General features: G+C 70.3%; 19 protein-coding genes and 1 riboswitch. Of the genes, 12 read left to right on the forward strand and 7 right to left on the reverse strand.

Annotation, left to right across the window (positions count from 1 at the left end; genetic code table 11):
* Nucleotides 1-15 precede the first annotated feature (15 nt).
* Nucleotides 16-1,200: a quinolinate synthase NadA gene (gene nadA / locus ACFQ9Z_RS06290; protein WP_383011503.1), complete on the reverse strand. Its 1,185-nt coding sequence runs from the start codon at nt 1,198-1,200 to the stop codon at nt 16-18.
* A gap of 274 nt (nt 1,201-1,474) precedes the next feature.
* On the opposite strand from nadA, the gene ACFQ9Z_RS06295 reads away from it, so the two are divergent.
* Complete coding sequence (locus ACFQ9Z_RS06295; RefSeq protein WP_061919812.1) at nt 1,475-1,831, forward strand: iron-sulfur cluster assembly accessory protein; 357 nt, start codon at nt 1,475-1,477, stop codon at nt 1,829-1,831.
* Nucleotides 1,832-1,961: 130 nt separating this feature from the next.
* Here the strand turns inward: ACFQ9Z_RS06295 and ACFQ9Z_RS06300 are convergent, their stop codons facing one another.
* Together ACFQ9Z_RS06300 and ACFQ9Z_RS06305 are read right to left on the reverse strand one after the other, a co-directional pair.
* Nucleotides 1,962-3,608, reverse strand: coding sequence for a hypothetical protein (locus tag ACFQ9Z_RS06300; RefSeq protein ID WP_383011507.1), 1,647 nt, complete (start codon nt 3,606-3,608; stop codon nt 1,962-1,964).
* Nucleotides 3,609-3,707: 99 nt separating this feature from the next.
* The gene (locus ACFQ9Z_RS06305; RefSeq protein ID WP_383011510.1) at nt 3,708-3,917 is read right to left on the reverse strand and encodes a hypothetical protein; all 210 of its coding nucleotides are present in this window, start codon (nt 3,915-3,917) and stop codon (nt 3,708-3,710) included.
* A gap of 160 nt (nt 3,918-4,077) precedes the next feature.
* On the opposite strand from ACFQ9Z_RS06305, the gene ACFQ9Z_RS06310 reads away from it, so the two are divergent.
* Nucleotides 4,078-5,052, forward strand: a complete 975-nt coding sequence (locus tag ACFQ9Z_RS06310) for a carbohydrate kinase family protein (RefSeq protein WP_383011513.1) — start codon at nt 4,078-4,080, stop codon at nt 5,050-5,052.
* A gap of 262 nt (nt 5,053-5,314) precedes the next feature.
* On the opposite strand, the gene ACFQ9Z_RS06315 is transcribed toward ACFQ9Z_RS06310, so the two are convergent.
* Entirely contained in the window at nt 5,315-6,697 is a 1,383-nt protein-coding gene (locus tag ACFQ9Z_RS06315) for a cysteine desulfurase/sulfurtransferase TusA family protein (protein ID WP_383011516.1), read from the reverse strand.
* Between the two features lie 318 nt (nt 6,698-7,015).
* Between ACFQ9Z_RS06315 and coxB the strand changes: the two genes are divergently transcribed.
* From coxB to ACFQ9Z_RS06335, 4 genes are all read left to right on the forward strand, one after another.
* The gene (gene coxB, locus ACFQ9Z_RS06320; RefSeq protein WP_383011519.1) at nt 7,016-7,981 is read left to right on the forward strand and encodes a cytochrome c oxidase subunit II; all 966 of its coding nucleotides are present in this window, start codon (nt 7,016-7,018) and stop codon (nt 7,979-7,981) included.
* On the forward strand, nt 7,978-9,711 hold the full coding sequence (gene ctaD, locus ACFQ9Z_RS06325) for a cytochrome c oxidase subunit I (protein WP_383011524.1): 1,734 nt from the start codon (nt 7,978-7,980) through the stop codon (nt 9,709-9,711). The genes coxB and ctaD overlap by 4 nt, the downstream gene beginning before the upstream one ends.
* Complete coding sequence (locus ACFQ9Z_RS06330) at nt 9,708-10,106, forward strand: cytochrome c oxidase subunit 4 (RefSeq protein ID WP_383011527.1); 399 nt, start codon at nt 9,708-9,710, stop codon at nt 10,104-10,106. The genes ctaD and ACFQ9Z_RS06330 overlap by 4 nt, the downstream gene beginning before the upstream one ends.
* 143 nt (nt 10,107-10,249) lie before the next feature.
* Nucleotides 10,250-11,515, forward strand: a complete 1,266-nt coding sequence (locus ACFQ9Z_RS06335) for an Ig-like domain-containing protein (RefSeq protein ID WP_383011530.1) — start codon at nt 10,250-10,252, stop codon at nt 11,513-11,515.
* 57 nt (nt 11,516-11,572) lie between these two features.
* Here the strand turns inward: ACFQ9Z_RS06335 and ACFQ9Z_RS06340 are convergent, their stop codons facing one another.
* Nucleotides 11,573-11,974 (reverse strand): response regulator transcription factor, encoded by a 402-nt coding sequence (locus tag ACFQ9Z_RS06340; protein WP_143636564.1) that lies wholly within the window; start codon nt 11,972-11,974, stop codon nt 11,573-11,575.
* A gap of 146 nt (nt 11,975-12,120) precedes the next feature.
* On the opposite strand from ACFQ9Z_RS06340, the gene ACFQ9Z_RS06345 reads away from it, so the two are divergent.
* The 6 genes from ACFQ9Z_RS06345 to ACFQ9Z_RS06370 all read left to right on the forward strand — a co-directional run bounded on the left by ACFQ9Z_RS06345 (nt 12,121) and on the right by ACFQ9Z_RS06370 (nt 19,236).
* Complete coding sequence (locus tag ACFQ9Z_RS06345; RefSeq protein ID WP_383011535.1) at nt 12,121-12,741, forward strand: heme-copper oxidase subunit III; 621 nt, start codon at nt 12,121-12,123, stop codon at nt 12,739-12,741.
* A 59-nt stretch (nt 12,742-12,800) separates the two neighbouring features.
* On the forward strand, nt 12,801-13,613 hold the full coding sequence (locus ACFQ9Z_RS06350) for a c-type cytochrome (RefSeq protein ID WP_383011538.1): 813 nt from the start codon (nt 12,801-12,803) through the stop codon (nt 13,611-13,613).
* A complete protein-coding gene (locus ACFQ9Z_RS06355) occupies nt 13,610-14,668 on the forward strand; it encodes a Rieske 2Fe-2S domain-containing protein (protein ID WP_383011542.1) in 1,059 nt (352 codons plus the stop codon). The genes ACFQ9Z_RS06350 and ACFQ9Z_RS06355 overlap by 4 nt, the downstream gene beginning before the upstream one ends.
* Entirely contained in the window at nt 14,665-16,296 is a 1,632-nt protein-coding gene (locus ACFQ9Z_RS06360) for a cytochrome bc complex cytochrome b subunit (RefSeq protein ID WP_383011546.1), read from the forward strand. The genes ACFQ9Z_RS06355 and ACFQ9Z_RS06360 overlap by 4 nt, the downstream gene beginning before the upstream one ends.
* 123 nt (nt 16,297-16,419) lie before the next feature.
* Nucleotides 16,420-17,484, forward strand: coding sequence for an anthranilate phosphoribosyltransferase (trpD, locus tag ACFQ9Z_RS06365; protein ID WP_383011549.1), 1,065 nt, complete (start codon nt 16,420-16,422; stop codon nt 17,482-17,484).
* Between the two features lie 84 nt (nt 17,485-17,568).
* Nucleotides 17,569-17,685: riboswitch (SAM riboswitch) on the forward strand.
* 180 nt (nt 17,686-17,865) lie between these two features.
* Complete coding sequence (locus tag ACFQ9Z_RS06370) at nt 17,866-19,236, forward strand: aminotransferase class V-fold PLP-dependent enzyme (RefSeq protein WP_383011552.1); 1,371 nt, start codon at nt 17,866-17,868, stop codon at nt 19,234-19,236.
* A gap of 83 nt (nt 19,237-19,319) precedes the next feature.
* Here the strand turns inward: ACFQ9Z_RS06370 and ACFQ9Z_RS06375 are convergent, their stop codons facing one another.
* A complete protein-coding gene (locus ACFQ9Z_RS06375; protein WP_383011555.1) occupies nt 19,320-19,601 on the reverse strand; it encodes an Lrp/AsnC family transcriptional regulator in 282 nt (93 codons plus the stop codon).
* The gene (locus ACFQ9Z_RS06380) at nt 19,598-20,341 is read right to left on the reverse strand and encodes a rhomboid family intramembrane serine protease (RefSeq protein ID WP_383011558.1); all 744 of its coding nucleotides are present in this window, start codon (nt 20,339-20,341) and stop codon (nt 19,598-19,600) included. Before ACFQ9Z_RS06380 ends, ACFQ9Z_RS06375 begins: the two co-directional genes overlap by 4 nt.
* Nucleotides 20,342-20,391 lie beyond the last annotated feature (50 nt).

Genomic DNA, 20,391 nt, shown 5'->3' on the forward strand with positions numbered 1-20,391 from the left:
TGTGCCGGTGAACCGTTAGGGCAGCGCCAGCATCCGCTCCAGGGCGAGCTTGGCGAACGCCTCCGTCTCCTCGTCGACCTCGATCCGGTTGACCAGGTTGCCCTCGGCCAGGGACTCCAGCGCCCAGACCAGGTGGGGCAGGTCGATGCGGTTCATGGTCGAGCAGAAGCAGACCGTCCTGTCGAGGAAGACGATCTCCTTGCCCTCGGGCGCGAAACGGTTCGCCAGCCGGCGGACCAGGTTCAGCTCGGTGCCGATGGCCCACTTGGAGCCGGCCGGGGCGGCCTCCAGGGCCTTGATGATGTACTCCGTCGAACCGACGTAGTCGGCGGCGGCCACGACCTCGTGCCTGCACTCGGGGTGCACCAGGACGTTCACGCCCGGGATGCGCTCGCGGACGTCGTTGACCGAGTCCAGGCTGAAGCGGCCGTGCACCGAGCAGTGACCGCGCCACAGGATCATCTTCGCGTCCCGCAGCTCCTCGGCGGTCAGCCCGCCGTTCGGCTTGTGCGGGTTGTAGACCACGCAGTCGTCCAGGGACATGCCCATGTCCCGCACCGCCGTGTTGCGGCCCAGGTGCTGGTCGGGCAGGAAGAGGACCTTCTCGCCCTGCTCGAAGGCCCAGTCGAGGGCGCGCCTGGCGTTGGACGAGGTGCAGATGGTGCCGCCGTGCCTGCCGGTGAACGCCTTGATGTCCGCCGAGGAGTTCATGTACGAGACCGGCACCACCTGACCGGCCACGCCCGCCTCGGTCAGCACGTCCCAGCACTCGGCGACCTGCTCGGCGGTGGCCATGTCGGCCATGGAGCAGCCGGCCGCCAGGTCGGGCAGGACCACCTTCTGGTCGTCGGACGTCAGGATGTCCGCCGACTCGGCCATGAAGTGCACACCGCAGAAGACGATGTACTCGGCCTCCGGGCGCGCGGCCGCGTCCCGGGCCAGCTTGAAGGAGTCGCCCGTGACGTCGGCGAACTGGATGACCTCGTCGCGCTGGTAGTGGTGGCCGAGCACGAAGACCTTGTCGCCGAGCTTCTCCTTGGCCGCGCGGGCGCGCATCACCAGGTCCGGGTCGGACGGCGAGGGCAGGTCGCCGGGGCACTCGACACCCCGCTCGCTCTTCGGGTCGGCCTCGCGGCCGAGCAGCAGCAGGGCGAGCGGAGTCGGCTGTACGTCGAGCTCCGGGGTCTGGGCGGTGGTCACGACACGCACCCTTTCTACTTTTCGTCTAACTGACGCTATCTATCATAGCCGCTTCACGTCACTTTGACGATGCCCATAGTGTCCGTGTGACGTGAATCCCGCCCGGCCCGCCCGGGTCGCTCCACAGGCCGCTGTCCGTGTCCACGGGCGTGTGCGAGCATGAAGACGGAACCAGAAACGCGACCACGCGAATGCCCGGCCCGGAATGAATCCGCGGATGCGCCGGTTGCACTCGTTCGGCAAGCAGTCTCCGTACAACCCGGGAGAGATGTAGATGTCCGTATCGGACGAGACCACCACCGTCACCGACGGCATCATCCTGACCGACGCCGCCGCGTCGAAGGTCAAGGCCCTGCTCGACCAGGAAGGCCGCGACGACCTCGCCCTCCGTGTCGCCGTCCAGCCCGGCGGCTGCTCCGGCCTGCGCTACCAGCTCTTCTTCGACGAGCGCTCGCTCGACGGCGACGTGGTGAAGGACTTCGGCGGGGTCAAGGTCGTCACCGACCGCATGAGCGCTCCGTACCTCGGCGGCGCCACCGTCGACTTCGTGGACACGATCGAGAAGCAGGGCTTCACGATCGACAACCCGAACGCGACGGGCTCCTGCGCCTGCGGCGACTCCTTCAGCTGAACCGGCCACGGCCTGAAGCGCGAAGCGGCGGCACCCCTGTCCAGGGGGGCCGCCGCTTCGTGCGTCGAGGCTCCGTGCGTCGAGGCTCCGTGCGTCGAGGCTCCGTGCGCCGCGGAGGCGCGGGAGCGTCCTAACGAGCGGTCCGCGGCTCCAGCGGCTTCACCTCCGGGAGCCGGCGCCCGTCACCCGCGACCACCTCGCGCCCGGCGACCGGTGCGTCGAGGCGCACGGTCTTCGCGTACAGCCTGCCCATGGCGACGCACATCCCGCCCGGCCGCGACCGCTCCGTCACCGTCACCGTCACCCGGTCCGCGCTCTCCTTCGCCGCCGCCCGGTACCGCGAGCACACCCCGCCCGTGAAGCTCACGCTCAGCTCACGGCCGTCGGCGCTGTAGCCGTCCGGCGTGACGCTGCGGGTCCGTGTGGCCGTGCCCGGCTCGGGGGCCGCCGACCCGCCGGGGGCGGTCAGCGCCTCGGGGTCGATGGCCGGGCCCCGCTCGAGCAGGTACTTCGGGTCGACGGCCGGGTAGGCCACCGTGAAGGCGCCGCGCGTCGCGGAGCCCCGCACCTCGAAGAGCCACGCCGGCACCAGCACCTGACGCCCGTCGGACGAGCGCGCGGCCAGCCCGAACACGGCCTTGTCCACCTTCACCGGGTCGGCCGCCCCGGGCGCGGACGGCGCACCGCCGCACGGCTGCTCCAGACGCTCCTTCAGCGGCACCGGACTGGCGCAGCCGCCGATCCCCATCCGGTGACCTGCCTTCGGCCCCTTGTTCATCAGCGCCAGCGTCCGGGCCGCCCCGAGCACCGGGTACGTGTCGCCCCTGACCGGCGCCGCCAGCCGGCCGTGGCCGCCGGCCAGCTCGCCGTTCGCGTCCACGGTCAGGCCGGTCGTCAGGCCGTAGGTGGGCAGACCGCCCACCACCGGATCGGCGTCGACCACCCGCTGCGCCCCCATGACCCGACTGGCGTCGATCGCGGCGTCCTCCTGGCCGAGCGCCTTCAGCACCGGCGCCACCGCCTTCTCGGCGGCGTCCGCGCTCACCGGGTCGGCGGCCGGGGCGGCCGGGTCGTGCGCGCAGACGGTCACCTTCCGGCAGTCGTCGGTGCCGGGCGAGTAGCGGCTGTAGGTCCAGTCGCCCGGCGCGTCCCGGTTCACCCGCAGGAGCGGCCCGGACCCGTCCTTCCCGCCGACCCGCCAGCCGCGCCCCTCGGCCACCGGCGCGCCCTCGACCCCGAGCGCCCGGGCCAGCCGGGTCACCTGTTCCTCGCGGACCCCGCTGCCCGGTCCGTACACCGGCGCGGAGCCGGGGCCGTCCGGCAGCTCGCCGATCGCGACATAGGTCGCTCCGTACGGATCCGGCTCCCCGGGCGCGATGCCCTCCGTACCGCTCCGCGTCCACGTGTCCAGGCGCAGCGGCGGGGGAGTGGCGCCGGGGCCGGATGCGCCGGCGTCCGCGCGATGGCCGGAACCGCCGCCCGCGGCGGCCAGGTACGCACCGCCGCCACCGGCCAGCAGCACGGCCGCGGCGACCGACACGATCACCGCCCGCGAGCGGTTCCGCCCGGCCCACTCGCCGCCGTCCCCGCCGTCCGCCGGGCCCGCCCCGCCGGCCTCCGCGCGGGCGTCGCCGGCGTCCCCGCCGACCGCCGCGCGGACCTCCCCGGCCTCGCCGTCCGCGGTGCCCCCGGCGCCGGCCGTCCGGGCGTCGCCCTGGACCTCCGGCTCGGCGGGGTCCCTGGGCTCCTCGGGGTTCTCGGGTCGCTCGGTGTTCACCGCATCGCTCCTCGCTGGCTCGTCTCCCGCGTCCCCGGCAGAGGGAACGCCGGTGTGACGTGCCAGGGGAGCGCACGGTTCCCGCCCGCGCGCCCCGGCTCAGTCGCCGTAGTCCGACATGGCGTCCAGCAGCCGCGCGGACCGCGCGGGCACCGTCACCCCGTGGATCAGCGACGGAGGAACCGGCCGCGATCCGGTGTGCCGCGGCGGCGCCCAGTGCGGGGCCATCCGGGCGCAGTCCCCGCGCAGCGAGGCGAGATCGCCTTCGAGGTCTGCCGGGGCGCTGGTGTTGACCTTGAGGTTCGTCATGGCGGCACCGTATGTACGTGGGAGCGACGAAGAAAGACCTACTATCAGGTAGTTTTGCCTGCTTCAGCGTCCCGCGCCAACCGGGTAGCGTGAACTGTCAGGCCCTTCCCAACGAGCGCTATCGCGCGCCCCTTCTTAACTCCACAGGAGAGTCCACGCCGTGCGCATCGCAGTCACCGGCTCCATCGCCACCGACCACCTCATGACCTTCCCCGGCCGTTTCGCCGACCAGTTCGTCGCGGACCAGCTGCACACGGTCTCGCTCTCCTTCCTGGTCGACAACCTGGACGTCCGCCGGGGCGGCGTCGGCGCCAACATCGCCTTCGGGATGGGCCAGCTCGGCACCAGGCCGATCCTCGCCGGCGCCGCCGGCTTCGACTTCGACGAGTACCGCTCGTGGCTGGACCGCCACGGCGTGGACACCGACTCGGTCCGGATCTCCGAGACCCTGCACACCGCCCGCTTCGTCTGCACCACCGACGCCGACCACAACCAGATCGGCTCCTTCTACACCGGCGCGATGAGCGAGGCCCGCCTCATCGAGCTCAAGACCGTCGCCGACCGCGTCGGCGGCCTGGACCTCGTCCTGATCGGCGCGGACGACCCGGAGGCGATGCTCCGCCACACCGAGGAGTGCCGCTCCCGGAACATCCCCTTCGCCGCCGACTTCTCCCAGCAGATCGCCCGCATGGAGGGCGAGGAGATCCGGATACTGCTGGACGGCGCGACGTACCTGTTCTCCAACGAGTACGAGAAGGGCCTGATCGAGTCCAAGACCGGCTGGTCGGACGAGGAGATCCTGGCCAAGGTCGGCCACCGGGTCACCACCCTCGGCTCACGCGGCGTCCGCATCGAGCGGTCCGGCGAGGGCGTGATCGAGGTCGGCTGCCCGGAGGAGGAGCGCAAGGCCGACCCCACGGGCGTCGGCGACGCCTTCCGGGCCGGCTTCCTCTCCGGCCTCGCCTGGGGCGTCTCCCTGGAGCGCGCCGCCCAGGTCGGCTGCATGCTGGCGACGCTCGTCATCGAGACGGTCGGCACCCAGGAGTACCAGCTCCGCCGGGCCCACTTCATGGACCGGTTCACCAAGGCGTACGGGCACGACGCGGCCGAGGAGGTCCACGCCCACCTGGGCTGAGCGTCCCGGCGGGGGCGGGACCGACCGCCCCCGCCAGGCCCCGTCCGACGATTCGCGGCGGATCAGCCCGTGGCGTCCGGTGCCGTGCGTCGCAGGGCGGAGGGTCGCCCTCGTACTGGAGGTGCCTGGGCGTACCCGACGACGCGGCGAGGTGCGGTGCCAGGCGTCGCGGGCCCGGCGGGAGTTGTCGGACAGGCCCTAGTGCTGTGGCCGGAAAGGTTTGCCGGACGCCGCGAGACGGTGAACCTTTCCGGTCACAGCACTAGCTCACCCGGCGGACCAGATAGGCCGAGCCCCGCTCCGCGGGCTCCTCGCCCACGTACTCCTGGCCCCGCATCTCGCACCACGCCGGAATGTCCAGGCGGGCCGCCTCGTCGTCCGACAGCACCCGGACCGTCCCGCCGATCGGCACCTCCCCGAAGACCCTGGCCAGCTCGATGACCGGGATCGGGCAGCGCTTGCCCAGGGAGTCGACGACCAGTTCCTCCGCCCGCACGGCCGTCGCGGGCGCGGCGGCCGGCGCCCCCAGCTTCTCGCGGACCCCCGCCACCACCCCGGGCAGCACATCGAGGAACCGCTCCACGTCCTCCCGCGCCGCCCCCGGCGGCAGCGACACGCGCACGTTCCCCTCGCTCAGCACGCCCATCGCCCTCAGCACATGGCTGGGCGTCAGCGTGCTGCTGGTGCAGGAGGACCCCGAGGACACCGAGAAACCCTCCCGGTCCAACTCGTGCAGCAGGGCCTCTCCGTCGACATAGAGACAGGAGAAGGTGACGATCCCGGGCAGCCGCCGCTCCGGATCGCCCACCACCTCCACGTCCGGCACCAGCCGCGGCACCCGGGCCCGGATCCGCTCCGTCAGCTCCCGCAACCGCGACGCCTCCTGGGCCGCCTCGGCGCGCACCGCCCGCAGGGAGGCGGCGGCCGCCACGATCGCCGGCAGGTTCTGGAACCCGGGAGCCCGCCCCGATTCCCGCTCGTCCACGGGCCCTCGCGGTGCGAACCGCACCCCCTTGCGCACGGCCAGCAGCCCCACGCCCGAGGGCCCGCCCCACTTGTGCGCGCTGCCGGCCAGCAGCGACCAGTCGCCCTCGACCGGCCCCCAGGCCAGGGACTGCGCCGCGTCCACCAGCAACGGCACCCCGGCCGCCCGGCACGCCTCGGCCACCTCCGCCACCGGCTGCACGGTCCCGACCTCGTGGTTGGCCGACTGCAGGCAGGCCAGCGCGGTGTCCGGCCGCAGGGCGGCGGCGTAGGCCGACGGGTCCACCGCCCCGGACCGGTCGACGGCCACCGTGCCGACCGAACCGCCCTCCGCCTCGAACGCCTCAGCCGAATGGAGGACCGAGGAGTGTTCGACGGCTGACACGATGAGGTGACGTCCCACCCGCCGCCGCCCGGCCAACGCGCCCGCGACAGCCGTGTGTACGGCCCAGGTGCCGGAGGAGCCGAACACCACCTCGTCCGCCCGGCACCCCACCGCCTCGGCCACCGCCCCGCGGGCCGCGTCGAGCAGCATCCGCGCCTTGCGCCCCTCCCGGTAGAGCCGGGCCGGATCGGCCCACCCGTCGTCGAGCGAGGCCAACAGCGCCTCCCGGGCCACGGGATGAAGGGGAGCGGCGGAGGCCGCGTCGAAGTAAGCCACACATCAACGTTAGAACGCGGGTGGCCGGGCAGGGGCGCGGGACCGTGTCCGCACAGTCGCCGCGCGGCGGGCGCGACCAGCCACAACGTACCCGCGGCGGTCGGCCAAACCCCGACAACCCGAGCTAATAGGCGCCCATTCCCGACCTGAAGGAGTGACCGGCGGCGCGTATGGCACCCTCCCCGCGAACCCTCGGAGAGCGTCGGCTAGGGTTTGGTCCGCATAAACATCCAAACCCCTGCCCGACGCAGGGCGGCGACCGACCAGCGAGAAGGCCGCAGCCGTACAGCGCGGGCGAGACTCTCGGGAAGGCGCTACGTGAGTCCCAACGGCTCCGACCGCTCGCCGCGGCGCCCGATGCGGCGGAAGCTGCTGCAGGCACTGACCGCGGGCCTGGTCCTGGCGACAGCCACCGGTTGCTCGTACAACTGGGAAGACTTCCCCCGCCTTGGTATGCCCACCCCGACCACGGAAGAGGCTCCGCGGATCCTCTCCCTGTGGCAGGGTTCCTGGGCGGCTGCGCTCGCCGTCGGCGTGCTGGTGTGGGGCCTGATCCTGTGGAGCGCCATGTTCCACCGGCGCAGCCGCACCAAGGTCGAGGTACCTCCGCAGACCCGGTACAACATGCCGATCGAGGCCCTTTACACGGTGGTCCCGATCATCATCATCTCGGTGCTGTTCTACTTCACGGCACGGGACGAGACGAAGCTCCTGAGCCTCTCCAAGAAGCCCGACGTCACGGTCAACGTGGTCGGCTTCCAGTGGAGCTGGGGCTTCAACTACATCGCAGACGTTCCCGGCTCGACCGGCAACGCCAAGGCCGACCCGAACCTGTCCGCCATTCCGGACCGGTACAAGAAGGCCTTCCCGGCCAACGCCGGCGGCGTCTACGACGTCGGTACCCCGGGCACGCGGAACCCGCAGACGGGCAACCCCGGACCGACCCTCTGGCTCCCCAAGGGGCAGAAGGTCCGCTTCGTCCTGACCTCGCGCGACGTCATCCACTCGTTCTGGGTGGTGCCGTTCCTGATGAAGCAGGACGTCATCCCGGGCCACACCAACGCCTTCGAGGTGACCCCCAACAAGGAGGGCACCTTCCTCGGCAAGTGCGCTGAGCTCTGCGGTGTCGACCACTCCCGGATGCTGTTCAACGTGAAGGTCGTCTCCCCCGAGCGTTACCAGCAGCACCTCAAGGACCTCGCCAAGAAGGGGCAGACCGGTTACATTCCCGCCGGCATCGCGCAGACGCCGCACGAGAAGAACCGGGAGACGAACAACCTGTGAGCATCCTCAACGAACCCCAGGGTGCCGCGGCAGCTGAGGACTCGTACGAGAACGAGCTGCCGGTCAGGCGCAAGCAGCCCGGTAACGTCGTGGTCAAGTGGCTGACGACCACCGACCACAAGACGATCGGCACGCTCTATCTGGTCACCTCGTTCGCGTTCTTCCTGATCGGCGGCGTGATGGCGCTGCTGATGCGCGCCGAGCTGGCCCGTCCGGGCCTGCAGATCATGTCGAACGAGCAGTTCAACCAGGCGTTCACGATGCACGGCACGATCATGCTGCTGATGTTCGCGACGCCGCTGTTCGCCGGCTTCACGAACTGGATCATGCCGCTGCAGATCGGCGCGCCCGACGTGGCGTTCCCGCGGCTGAACATGTTCGCCTACTGGCTCTACCTGTTCGGCTCGACCATCGCGGTCGGCGGCTTCCTCACCCCGCAGGGCGCGGCCGACTTCGGCTGGTTCGCCTACAGCCCGCTGTCGGACGCGGTCCGCAGCCCGGGCCTGGGCGCCGACATGTGGATCATGGGTCTGGCCTTCTCCGGCTTCGGCACCATCCTCGGCGCGGTCAACTTCATCACCACGATCATCTGCATGCGCGCTCCGGGCATGACGATGTTCCGCATGCCGATCTTCGTGTGGAACGTGCTGCTGACCGCCGTGCTGGTCCTGCTGGCCTTCCCGGTCCTGGCGGCCGCGCTGTTCGCCCTGGAGGCGGACCGCAAATTCGGGGCGCACGTCTTCGACGCGACCAACGGCGGCGCACTGCTGTGGCAGCACCTCTTCTGGTTCTTCGGCCATCCAGAGGTGTACATCATCGCCCTGCCGTTCTTCGGCATCATCTCCGAGGTCATCCCGGTCTTCTCCCGCAAGCCGATGTTCGGCTACATGGGCCTGGTCGCGGCGACCATCGCGATCGCCGGTCTGTCCGTGACGGTGTGGGCGCACCACATGTACGTCACCGGCGGGGTGCTGCTGCCGTTCTTCTCCTTCATGACCTTCCTGATCGCGGTCCCGACCGGTGTGAAGTTCTTCAACTGGATCGGCACCATGTGGAAGGGCTCGCTGTCCTTCGAGACGCCGATGCTCTGGGCGGTCGGCTTCCTGATCACCTTCACCTTCGGTGGTCTGACCGGTGTCATCCTGGCCTCGCCGCCGATGGACTTCCACGTCTCGGACTCGTACTTCGTGGTGGCCCACTTCCACTACGTGGTGTTCGGCACCGTAGTGTTCGCGATGTTCTCCGGCTTCCACTTCTGGTGGCCGAAGATGACCGGCAAGATGCTGGACGAGCGCCTGGGCAAGATCACCTTCTGGACGCTGTTCATCGGCTTCCACGGCACCTTCCTGGTCCAGCACTGGCTGGGCGCCGAGGGCATGCCGCGCCGCTACGCCGACTACCTGGCGGCCGACGGCTTCACCGCCCTGAACACGATCTCGACCATCAGCTCGTTCCTGCTGGGCCTGTCGATCCTGCCGTTCCTCTACAACGTCTGGAAGACGGCCAAGTACGGCAAGCCGGTCGGCGTGGACGACCCGTGGGGCTACGGCCGTTCGCTGGAGTGGGCGACGTCCTGCCCGCCGCCGCGGCACAACTTCCTCACCCTGCCGCGGATCCGCAGTGAATCCCCGGCGTTCGACCTGCACCACCCCGAGATCGTCGCGCTCGAGCAGCTCGAGCACGCCGGCCACGGCACCGCCATCGCGGGCGAGAAGGAGGCCGGCAAGTGAAGATCCAGGGCCGGATGTTCATCTGGCTGAGCTTCTTCCTCCTGATCATGGCCGTCGTGTACGGCGTGTGGTCGAAGGAGCCGGCCGGCACCACGGCGCTCTTCCTGGCCTTCGGCCTGGCCATCATGATCGGCTTCTACCTGGGCTTCACCGCCCGGCGGGTCGACGCGGGTGCCCAGGACGACAAGGAGGCGGACGTCGCCGACGAGGCGGGCGAGCTGGGCTTCTTCAGCCCGCACAGCTGGCAGCCGCTCATGCTGGGCGTCGGCGGCGCGATCGCCTTCCTCGGCATCGCGGTCGGCTGGTGGCTGATCTTCTTCGCCGCGCCGATCATCCTCATCGGCCTGTTCGGCTGGGTGTTCGAGTACTACCACGGTGAGAACCGCACCCAGTAGCACGCGGTGACGCGGGCGCCGAGCGCGCCAGGAGCCCGGACCTTCCGTCAGGAGGGTCCGGGCTCCTGCATTTGCCACGACACCTGTCACCCGAACGACTTACGTACCGCGCCAAGGAGGTCGGCATCTCATAGCGTGATCATATGAATCACACTCCGCGGACCCGCACCGTCGTCACCTGCGCGTTGCTGGTGACCGCCCTCGGCGCGGGCGTCACCTCCTGCGGTTCGGACGGCAACCCCCTGTCGGCCAGCCCGTACGACGCGGCGGGCCAGATCTCCTTCAACGGCCCCACCGACGAGGGGAAGCCCGCCGATCCGGACAAGCCCCTGGAGATCACCGCCGAGAGCGGTGAGGGCCGGATCACCGACGTCACCGCCCAGGACTCCACAGGGCGCTTCGTGGCGGGCGAACTCGCGGCCGACGGCAGCCGCTGGCACAGCACCTCCCCGCTGGCCGCCAACGCCCACTACACGGTCCGCGTCAGCACCGAGGACGACGACGGCGCGCCGGGCCGCAAGGTCCTCACCTTCGACACCAGCAAACCCACCAGCAAGCAGCGGCTGAACGTCACGTTCGGGCCGAAGTCGGGCGTCTACGGCGTCGGACAGCCCATCACCGCCCAACTCGACCGCGCGGTCAAGGACAAGGCGCAGCGGGCCGTCGTGGAGCGCGCCCTGCGGGTGGACTCCGTCCCGGCCGTGCAGGGTTCCTGGTACTGGGTCAGCGACAAGGAGCTGCACTTCCGCCCCAAGGACTACTGGCCCGTCCACACCACCGTCCAGGTGCACAGCAACCTGGAGGGCGTGAAGATCGGCGACCGGCTCTGGGGCGGCAAGACGAAGCCGCTGAAGATCACGACGGGTGACCGGATCGAGGCCGTCACGGACGCCGCGACGCACCAGCTGACGTTCTACAAGAACGGCCAGGAGGTCGAGCAGATCCCCGTCACCACGGGCAAGCCCGGCTTCGAGACCCGCAACGGCGTCAAGGTCATCCTCGAGAAGCAGTACTACGTACGGATGCGCGGCACCACCGTCGGCATCGCGGAGGGCAGTTCCGACTCGTACGACCTGCCGGTCTACTACGCCACCCGGGTCACCTGGTCGGGCGAGTACGTGCACGCCGCGCCCTGGTCGGTCGGCTCCCAGGGCTCCGCCAACGTCAGCCACGGCTGCACGGGGATGAGCACGTCCAACGCCCAGTGGTTCTTCGACCACGTCCATCCGGGTGACATCGTGAAGGTCGTCAACTCCAACGGCGACCCGATGGAACCCTTCGGCAACGGCTTCGGGGACTGGAACGTCGACTGGAACAAGTGGCGCACGGGCAGCGCCCTGACGGCCGGCGCTCCGGACACCTCTGCCCCGTCCCGCGACGCCCCCCGGCTGCGGCCGGTGGCGCTGTGACCGAGGGCGCGGGGCGGTACGGCTCGCCCCGCGCCCCCGCACCGCCCACGCCGGGCCCTAGACGCCCAGCAGCCGCTTCTGGCGCAGCAGGGAGGCCAGGGCCGAGGCGAACTCCACCGGCTCCACCGGCAGCGTCACAGCGGCGTCCGCACGGCTCCAGGTGGCGAGCCAGGCGTCCTGCGGCCGCCCCATCAGCAGCAGCACGGGCGGGCAGTTGAACACCTCGTCCTTGATCTGCCGGCACACCCCCATGCCGCCCATCGGCACGGCCTCGCCGTCGAGCACGCACACGTCGATGCCGCCCTTGCCCAGCTCGCGCAGCACCGCCTCGGGCGTCGCGCACTCCAGGAACTCCACGACCGGCACGTCCGGCGCGGGCCGCCGCCCGGCGGCCAGCCGCACCTGCTCGCGGGTGTTGGAGTCGTCGCTGTACACCAGCACTGTGGCGGTCGGCTGCATGCTTCCTCCGGGACGAGGGCGTCGTACGGACAGGGCCGTTCGAGGCGGATGTTACTCCCATGAACACCACGTCAACACCGGTTCGGCGGGGCTAGACACTCCGAACGGCACCCCCCGGAGTGAGGGCGGGATAAGCGACCGACATAATGTCGGTCGTGGCGACAGCAACGACAGTAGAAACCGGGCACGCGCACCCGTCGGTCAACCGGCCGAACCTCACCAGCGTCGGAACCATCATCTGGCTGAGTTCCGAGCTGATGTTCTTCGCGGCCCTCTTCGCGATGTACTTCACCCTCCGGTCGGTGACCGGACCGGCGCACTGGAAGGGGATGGCGGAGGCACTCAACGTGCCCTTCTCCGCCACGAACACCACGATCCTGGTGCTCTCCTCACTGACCTGCCAGCTCGGCGTCTTCGCCGCCGAGCGCGGGGACGTGAAGAAGCTCCGTGGCTGGTTCATCCTCACCTTCATCATGGGCGCGATCTTCATCGGCGGTCAGATCTACGAGTACACGGAGTTGGTGAAGAAGGACGGGATCTCCCTGTCCTCCGACCCGTACGGCTCGGTGTTCTACCTGACCACCGGCTTCCACGGCCTGCACGTGACGGGCGGTCTCATCGCCTTCCTGCTGGTCCTCGGCCGTACATACGCGGCGAAGAGGTTCACCCATGAGCAGGCGACCGCCGCCATTGTCGTGTCCTACTACTGGCACTTCGTCGATGTCGTCTGGATCGGCCTCTTCGCCACGATCTACCTGATCAAGTAGCCGGGACCGTTCCCGCACACCAAGCATCGACGCAGAAGATCCTGACACCGGGGTAATCCGTGAAAAAGCTCTCCGCACGACGACGCCATCCGCTGGCGGCGGTCGTCGTCCTACTCCTCGCGCTGGCGGCCACCGGGGGGCTGTACGCCGCGTTCGCGCCCGCGAGCAAGGCACAGGCCGATGAAACCTCCCAGTCCCTGACCATCAAGGAGGGCAAGAAGCTCTACGAGGTCGGCTGCGCCAGCTGCCACGGCACCGGTGGCAAGGGCTCCTCCGACGGGCCGAGTCTGGTCGGCGTGGGCGCCGCGGCCGTCGACTTCCAGGTCGGTACGGGCCGTATGCCCGCCTCCACCTCGCAGATGGCGCAGATCCCGCGCAAGAAGGTCATCTACACGCAGGCCCAGATCGACCAGCTCGCGGCGTACGTCGCGTCGCTGGGCGCCGGCCCGAACGTGCCGACGAAGCAGCAGTACAGCCCGGAGGGCGCGGACATCGCCAAGGGCGGCGAGCTGTTCCGCACCAACTGCGCGCAGTGCCACAACTTCACCGGCAAGGGTGGTGCCCTCACCAACGGCAAGTACGCGCCGAGCCTCGATGGCGTTGCCCCCAAGCACATCTACGAGGCCATGCAGACCGGCCCGCAGAACATGCCGTCCTTCCCCGACACCACGATGTCGGAGAAGAACAAGAAGGACATCATCGCGTACCTGAACGCGGTCAACGGTGACGAGACGGTCAACCCGGGTGGCCTGGAGCTGGGCGGCCTCGGGCCGGTCAGCGAGGGTCTGTTCGCCTGGATCTTCGGTCTCGGCGCACTGATCGCGGTTGCCGTGTGGGTCGCCGCCCGGACCGCAAAGGCCAAGAAGTCATGAGTAGCCAAGACATTCCAGAAGAGAACCTGCCCGCAGCGCAGGACCACGCGCACGGCGCCGTGAGCGTCGCGGACGAGGAGAACCCGTTCGCGGACCCGGGGCTGCCGCCCCACGAGCACCGGATCCAGGACATCGACGAGCGGGCCGCCAAGCGGTCCGAGCGCGTCGTCGCCCTGCTGTTCACGGTCTCGATGCTGGCCACCATCGGCTTCATCGCCTCGTACGTGACGATCTCGCCCGACACGGCGGTCTACGTCTTCCCGATCGGGCACATCAGCGCGCTGAACTTCGCGCTCGGCCTGACCCTGGGCGCGGCGCTGTTCTGCATCGGCGCGGGCGCGGTCCACTGGGCCCGCACGCTGATGTCCGACGTCGAGGTCGCCGACGAGCGTCACCCGATCGAGGCCCCGCCCGAGGTCCGTGCGAAGGTCTACGCGGACTTCAAGGAGGGCGCCAAGGAGTCGGGGCTCGGCCGCCGCAAGCTGATCCGCAACACGATGTTCGGCGCGCTCACCCTGGTGCCGCTGTCCGGCGTCGTCCTGCTGCGCGACCTCGGTCCGCTGCCCGGCACCTCGCTGCGTCACACGCTGTGGGCCAAGGGCAAGCTGCTGGTCAACATGAACACGAACCAGCCGCTGCGTCCCGAGGACGTCGCCGTCGGTTCGCTGACGTTCGCCAAGCCCGAGGGCCTGGAAGAGACCCAGGAGGACTTCCAGAACGAGATCGCCAAGTCGGCCCTGATGATCATCCGGCTGCAGCCGGGCAACATCAAGGACAAGCGCGAACTCGACTGGTCGCACGAGGGCATCGTCGCCTTCTCGAAGATCTGCACCCACGTCGGCTGCCCGATCTCCCTGTACGAGCAGCAGACGCACCACGTGCTGTGCCCGTGCCACCAGTCCACCTTCGACCTCTCCGACGGTGCCCGAGTGATCTTCGGCCCCGCTGGTCACGCCCTGCCGCAGCTCCGCATCGGCGTGAACGACGAGGGTTACCTCCAGGCGCTCGGCGACTTCGAGGAGCCCGTCGGTCCTGCATTCTGGGAGCGCGGATGAGCACCAACGAGAACAACGAGCGACGCGGCAAGGCGCCCGCCGGCGAGCGGATCGCCGACTGGGCCGACGGCCGGCTGGGGATCTACTCCCTGGCGAAGTCGAACATGCGGAAGATCTTCCCCGACCACTGGTCGTTCATGCTGGGCGAAGTCTGCATGTACAGCTTCCTCATCATCATCCTGACCGGTGTCTATCTGACGCTGTTCTTCCACCCGTCGATGAACGAGGTGGAGTACCACGGCTCCTACGTCCCGCTCCAGGGACAGCTGATGTCCGAGGCGTTCAACTCGACCCTGCACATCTCCTTCGACGTGCGCGGTGGCCTGCTCATCCGGCAGATCCACCACTGGGCCGCGCTGATCTTCCTCGCCGGCATGTTCGTGCACATGATGCGCGTGTTCTTCACCGGCGCGTTCCGCAAGCCGCGTGAGATCAACTGGCTGTTCGGCTTCCTGCTGTTCGTCCTGGGCATGTTCACCGGCTTCACCGGTTACTCCCTCCCGGACGACCTGCTCTCCGGCACCGGTGTGCGCTTCACCGAGGGCGCGATCCTGTCGATGCCGATCGTCGGCACGTACATCTCGTACTTCCTCTTCGGCGGCGAGTTCCCCGGCCACGACTTCGTGGCCCGGTTCTACTCGATCCACATCCTGCTGCTGCCGGGCATCATGCTCGGCCTGATGGTGGGCCACCTGATCCTGGTCTTCTACCACAAGCACACGCAGTTCGCGGGTCCCGGAAAGTCCGAGAAGAACGTCGTCGGCATGCCGCTGCTGCCGGTCTACATGGCCAAGGCCGGAGGTTTCTTCTTCCTGGTCTTCGGCGTGATCGCGGCCATCGCCGCGGTCACCCAGATCAACCCGATCTGGGCCATGGGCCCCTACCGGCCGGACCAGGTGTCCACGGGCGCCCAGCCCGACTGGTACATGGGCTTCGCCGAGGGTCTGGTCCGCTACATGCCGGGCTGGGAGATCAACTTCTGGGGTCACACGCTCGTCCTGGGCGTGTTCATCCCGCTGGTCCTCTTCGGTCTGGTGCTCGCCGCGATCGCGGTGTACCCGTTCATCGAGTCCTGGGTCACCGGCGACAAGCGCGAGCACCACATCCTGGACCGCCCGCGCAACGCCCCGACGCGCACCGCGTTCGGCGTCGCCTGGGTCACGGTGTACATGGTGGGCCTGGTCGGGGGTGGCAACGACCTCTTCGCCACCCACTTCCACCTGTCGCTCAACGCGGTCACGTGGTTCGTCCGGATCTCCTTCTTCGCCGGACCGGTCATCGCCTTCATCGTCACCAAGCGGATCTGCCTCGGCCTGCAGCGCCGGGACCGCGAGAAGGTGCTGCACGGCCGCGAGACGGGCATCATCAAGCGCCTGCCGCACGGTGAGTTCATCGAGGTCCACGAGCCGCTCAGCCAGGAGCAGCTGCACACCCTCACCGCGCACCACCAGTACGAGCCGGCCGAGATCGGCCCGACGGTGGACGAGAACGGTGTCGAGCGCAAGGTGAAGGGGTCCGAGAAGCTGCGCGCCAAGCTCAGCAACGCCTACTACGGCGAGGACAACCAGATCCCGAAGGCCACCGTCGAGGAGTACCGGGAGATCACGAGCGGCCACGGCCACCACTGATCCCCGAGCGTCGCCACGCCACAGTCGAAGGGCCCCGTCCGGCTTACGGACGGGGCCCTTCGCCGTGTCCGGTGCTGGATAGGGTGGGAGCACACTGTTCTGCGACGACACCCAGGAGCGGCTATGAGCGCTGTGACCCCCGCTGGAGGCGACACCGCGGCGGGCCGTTCCTGGCCCGCCCTGCTGAACGGGCTGCTGGACGGCCGGGACCTGTCCGCCGACGACACCGCCTGGGCGATGGACCTCATCATGCGCGGCGAGGCGACCGACGCCCAGATCGCCGGGTTCATGGTGGCGCTGCGCGCCAAGGGCGAGACGGTGCAGGAGATCAGCGGACTGGTACGGACCATGTACGAGCACGCCAACGTGATCGAGGTGCCCGGGCCGGCCGTCGACATCGTCGGCACCGGCGGCGACGGCGCCAAGACGGTGAACATCTCCACCATGTCGTCGATCGTCGTCGCCGGCACCGGCACGAAGGTCGTCAAGCACGGCAACCGCGCCGCGTCCTCCGCCTCCGGCTCCTCCGACGTGCTGGAGAAGCTCGGCATCAACCTCGGCCTGACCCCGCGGCGGGTCGCCGAGGTGGCCGAGGAGGCCGGCATCACCATCTGCTTCGCGGTGAAGTTCCACCCCTCGCTGCGCCATGTCGCCGCGGCCCGCGGTCAGTTGGGGATCCGCACCACCTTCAACGTGCTCGGCCCGCTGACCAACCCTGCCCGGGTGCGCGCCCAGGCGGTCGGGGTGGCCGACCCGCGCATGGCGCCGATCGTGGCCGGGGTCCTCGCCGAGCGCGGGAACTCCGCCCTGGTGTTCCGGGGCGACGACGGCCTGGACGAGCTGACCACCACCGCCACGTCCCGGGTGTGGGTGGTCCGGGACGGCAAGGTCGCCGAGGAGCGCTTCGACCCCCGGGACGCCGGCATCGACCTGGTCCCCGTGGAGGCGCTGCGCGGCGCCGACGCCTCGTACAACGCGGAGGTGGCCCGGCGGGTGCTGGACGGCGAGCACGGTCCCGTGCGGGACGCGGTGCTGCTGAACTCGGCGGCGGCGCTGGTCGCCCTGCGGCCGACCGACGAGCCGCTCACCGAGCAGCTCCGCGCGGGCATGGCGAGGGCGGCGGAGTCGATCGACTCCGGGGCGGCCGGGCGGACGCTGGAGCGGTGGGTGGCGGCCAGCAACGCCTGACCCCGCCCGGTGCGACGCGGGGCGCGGTCCGGATGGCGGACCGCGCCTTGCGCACCGTAGATCGTGTGGCAGGATACTGAACCAGGTCATGAGCGACAGCCATGCGGCCCCGGCCGGCTGTCCGGCAACCCTCCGTCCGTGGCGGGGTGCCCCGGGTGAGGACCAGGCCGTGGGCAGCGAGGTCCACGGCAAGCGCGGACCCCTCGCGCGGCTCCTGCGGGAGCGCGGGACCAGGGGTCCTGGTCGTCGAGGGAGCCTTCTGTGAGCAAGCGAATGCGATAGGGCGTCGAGCCCCGCCTCCGCATACCCCTTTCACCTTTCCGCCGTGCTGGAGCCGTACCGCTCGCACGGTGATCCCTGCCTGCCTCACGGGAGTTCACCATGTCCGCACCCACCGCTGCCGCCGCCAAGACCGCCTGTGACGAGCTGCCCGTCCTCGGCCGGGACGTCACCGTCCCGCTCGTGACCGGCGGCGAGGTCGCCTACGCCGCCCTGGACTACGCCGCCAGCGCCCCCGCCCTGCAGCGCGTCTGGGACGACGTCGCCGCCTACGCGCCCTACTACGGCAGCGTCCACCGCGGCGCCGGCTACCTCTCCCAGCTCTCCACCGACCTGTTCGAGAACGCCCGCCGGACGGTCGCCCGATTCCTCGACTGCCGCGGAAGCGACCAGGTGGTCTTCACCCGGTCGACCACCGACTCCCTGAACCTCCTCGCCCGCGCGCTGCCGGCCGGCTGCGAGGTGTTCGTCTTCGAGACCGAGCACCACGCCTCCCTGCTGCCGTGGCAGGACGCGCGCGTGACCGTCCTCGACGCGCCGCGCACCCCGCGGCGGGCCGTGGAGACCCTGGAGCGGGCCCTCGCCGACCGCGACCCGCACGGCCCGGCCCTGGTGTGCGTCACCGGCGCCTCCAACGTCACCGGCGAGCTGTGGCCGGTGCGCGAGCTGGCCGCCGCGGCCCACGCGCACGGGGCCCGGATCGTCCTGGACGCCGCCCAGCTCGTCCCGCACCACCCGGTGTCGGTCCAGGACCTGGACGTCGACTGGGTGGCCTTCTCCGGTCACAAGCTGTACGCGCCCTTCGGCTCCGGCGTGCTGGCCGGCCGGTCCGACTGGCTGGTCGCGGCCGAGCCGTACCTCGCGGGCGGCGGCGCCAGCCGCAGGGTCACCCGGCGCACCGACGGGGGCGTGGACGTGGAGTGGCACGAGAGCGCCGCGCGCCACGAGGCCGGCTCCCCGAACGTGATCGGCGCCTACTCCATCGCCTCCGCCTGCAAGGCGCTCACCGAGGCAGGCTGGGACACCCTCGTCGCCCGTGAGCAGCACCTTCTCGCCCGGGTCCGGGCGGGTCTCGCCGAGGTGCCGGAGGTCAGGGTGCTCTCGCTGTTCGGCGACGACGCCCCGCGGGTCGGTGTGCTCTCCTTCGTCGTCGAGGGCTGGAACAGCTCCCACTTCGCCGCCGCGCTCTCCGCCGAGTACGGCATCGGCGTCCGCGACGGCCTGTTCTGCGCCCACCCGCTGGTCCGCACCCTGCTGGGCGGCGACCCGGGCACCCAGGGCGAGTGCGGGGCGCCCGAGGCCGCGCCCGGCGAGAAGTCGCTGAACGCCGTCCGGGTCAGCTTCGGGGCGGGCACCCCCGAGGAGCACGTCGACCGCTTCGTCGACGCGGTGCGGGAACTGGTCCGCGACGGCGCGCGGTGGCGGTACCGCACCGAGGACGGCCGCTGCGTGCCGGTGCGCGACCAGGCCTGAGTCGGGCGCGGACCCCCAGGGCCTGTCTGACGATGCCCGCCGGGCCCGCGACGCCTGGCGTGCCGGACCCTAGGAGCCGGCGTTCACGAGTCGAGGCCGATCGCGAACGCCGCCTCCAGGTCGTGCTGGGAGTACGTGCGGAACGCGACGTGCGTGTCGGTGGCCTCCACGCCGGGGATCTTGCTGATCCGCCCGGGGATGACGTCGGCCAGGTCCTCGTGCTGCCGCACCCGCACCATGGCGATGAGGTCGTAGGTGCCGGTGACGGAGAAAACCTCGCTCACCGAATCCAGCGAAGCGATCCGCTCCGCGATCTCGGGGATCCGGTCCACGCTGGTCTTGATGAGGACAATCGCGGTGATCACGGCAGGTTCTCTCCCTCGGGTGCCGGGGCCGGTGCGGACTTCACTCTAGTAGTCGGCCCGTAGCGCACCCGCGCGTAGCCGAAGCCGAGGCCGAAGCCGATCAGGTGGGCGAGGTAGGCCACCCCCGGGCCCTGGCCGGAGCGGCCCGCCGCGAGCCACTGCAGGGCCGCCCAGAAGGGCAGCACCACCCAGGCCGGGAAGCGCAGGGGCAGGAAGAACAGGAAGGGGAGGAGACTGGTCACACGGGCACGGGGGAACAGGTACAGGAACGCTCCGAGGACCGCCGAGATCGCCCCCGAGGCGCCGACCAGCGACTGTCCGGAGGTGGCGTTGGCGGCCGCGTAGCCGAGCAGGGCCAGGTACCCGCAGCCGACGTAGAAGAGGGTGAACTCAACCCGGCCCATCCGTTCCTCGGTCATCAGCCCGAAGACGAAGAGGAAGAGCATGTTGCCGAGCAGATGCACCCAGCTGCCGTGCACGAACAGGGCGGTGGCCGGGGTCAGGGCGGCCCGGACCGACGGGTCGAACAGCTCGGCCGGGACCACGCCCCAGTGGCGGAAGTACGCCCGCTGCGCCGCGAACAGCGCCCCGCCCGAGCCGTACGCCGGGGTGAGTCCGGAGGCCGGGCTCAGCACGAAGATCAGGGTGCACAGGACGAGGAGGACGTACGTCATCGGCGCGGAGACGCCCCGGACCGCCCGGAACGCTCCGCGGGCCGCCGTGCCCCAGGTGCGGATCATGACTACAGAGCATGACGTAAGGGGACGCAAGCACACAGACCGCCTCGCCG

Origin of the sequence: Streptomyces sp. NPDC056580 (assembly GCF_042793175.1) — a bacterium.
Classification (GTDB): domain Bacteria; phylum Actinomycetota; class Actinomycetes; order Streptomycetales; family Streptomycetaceae; genus Streptomyces.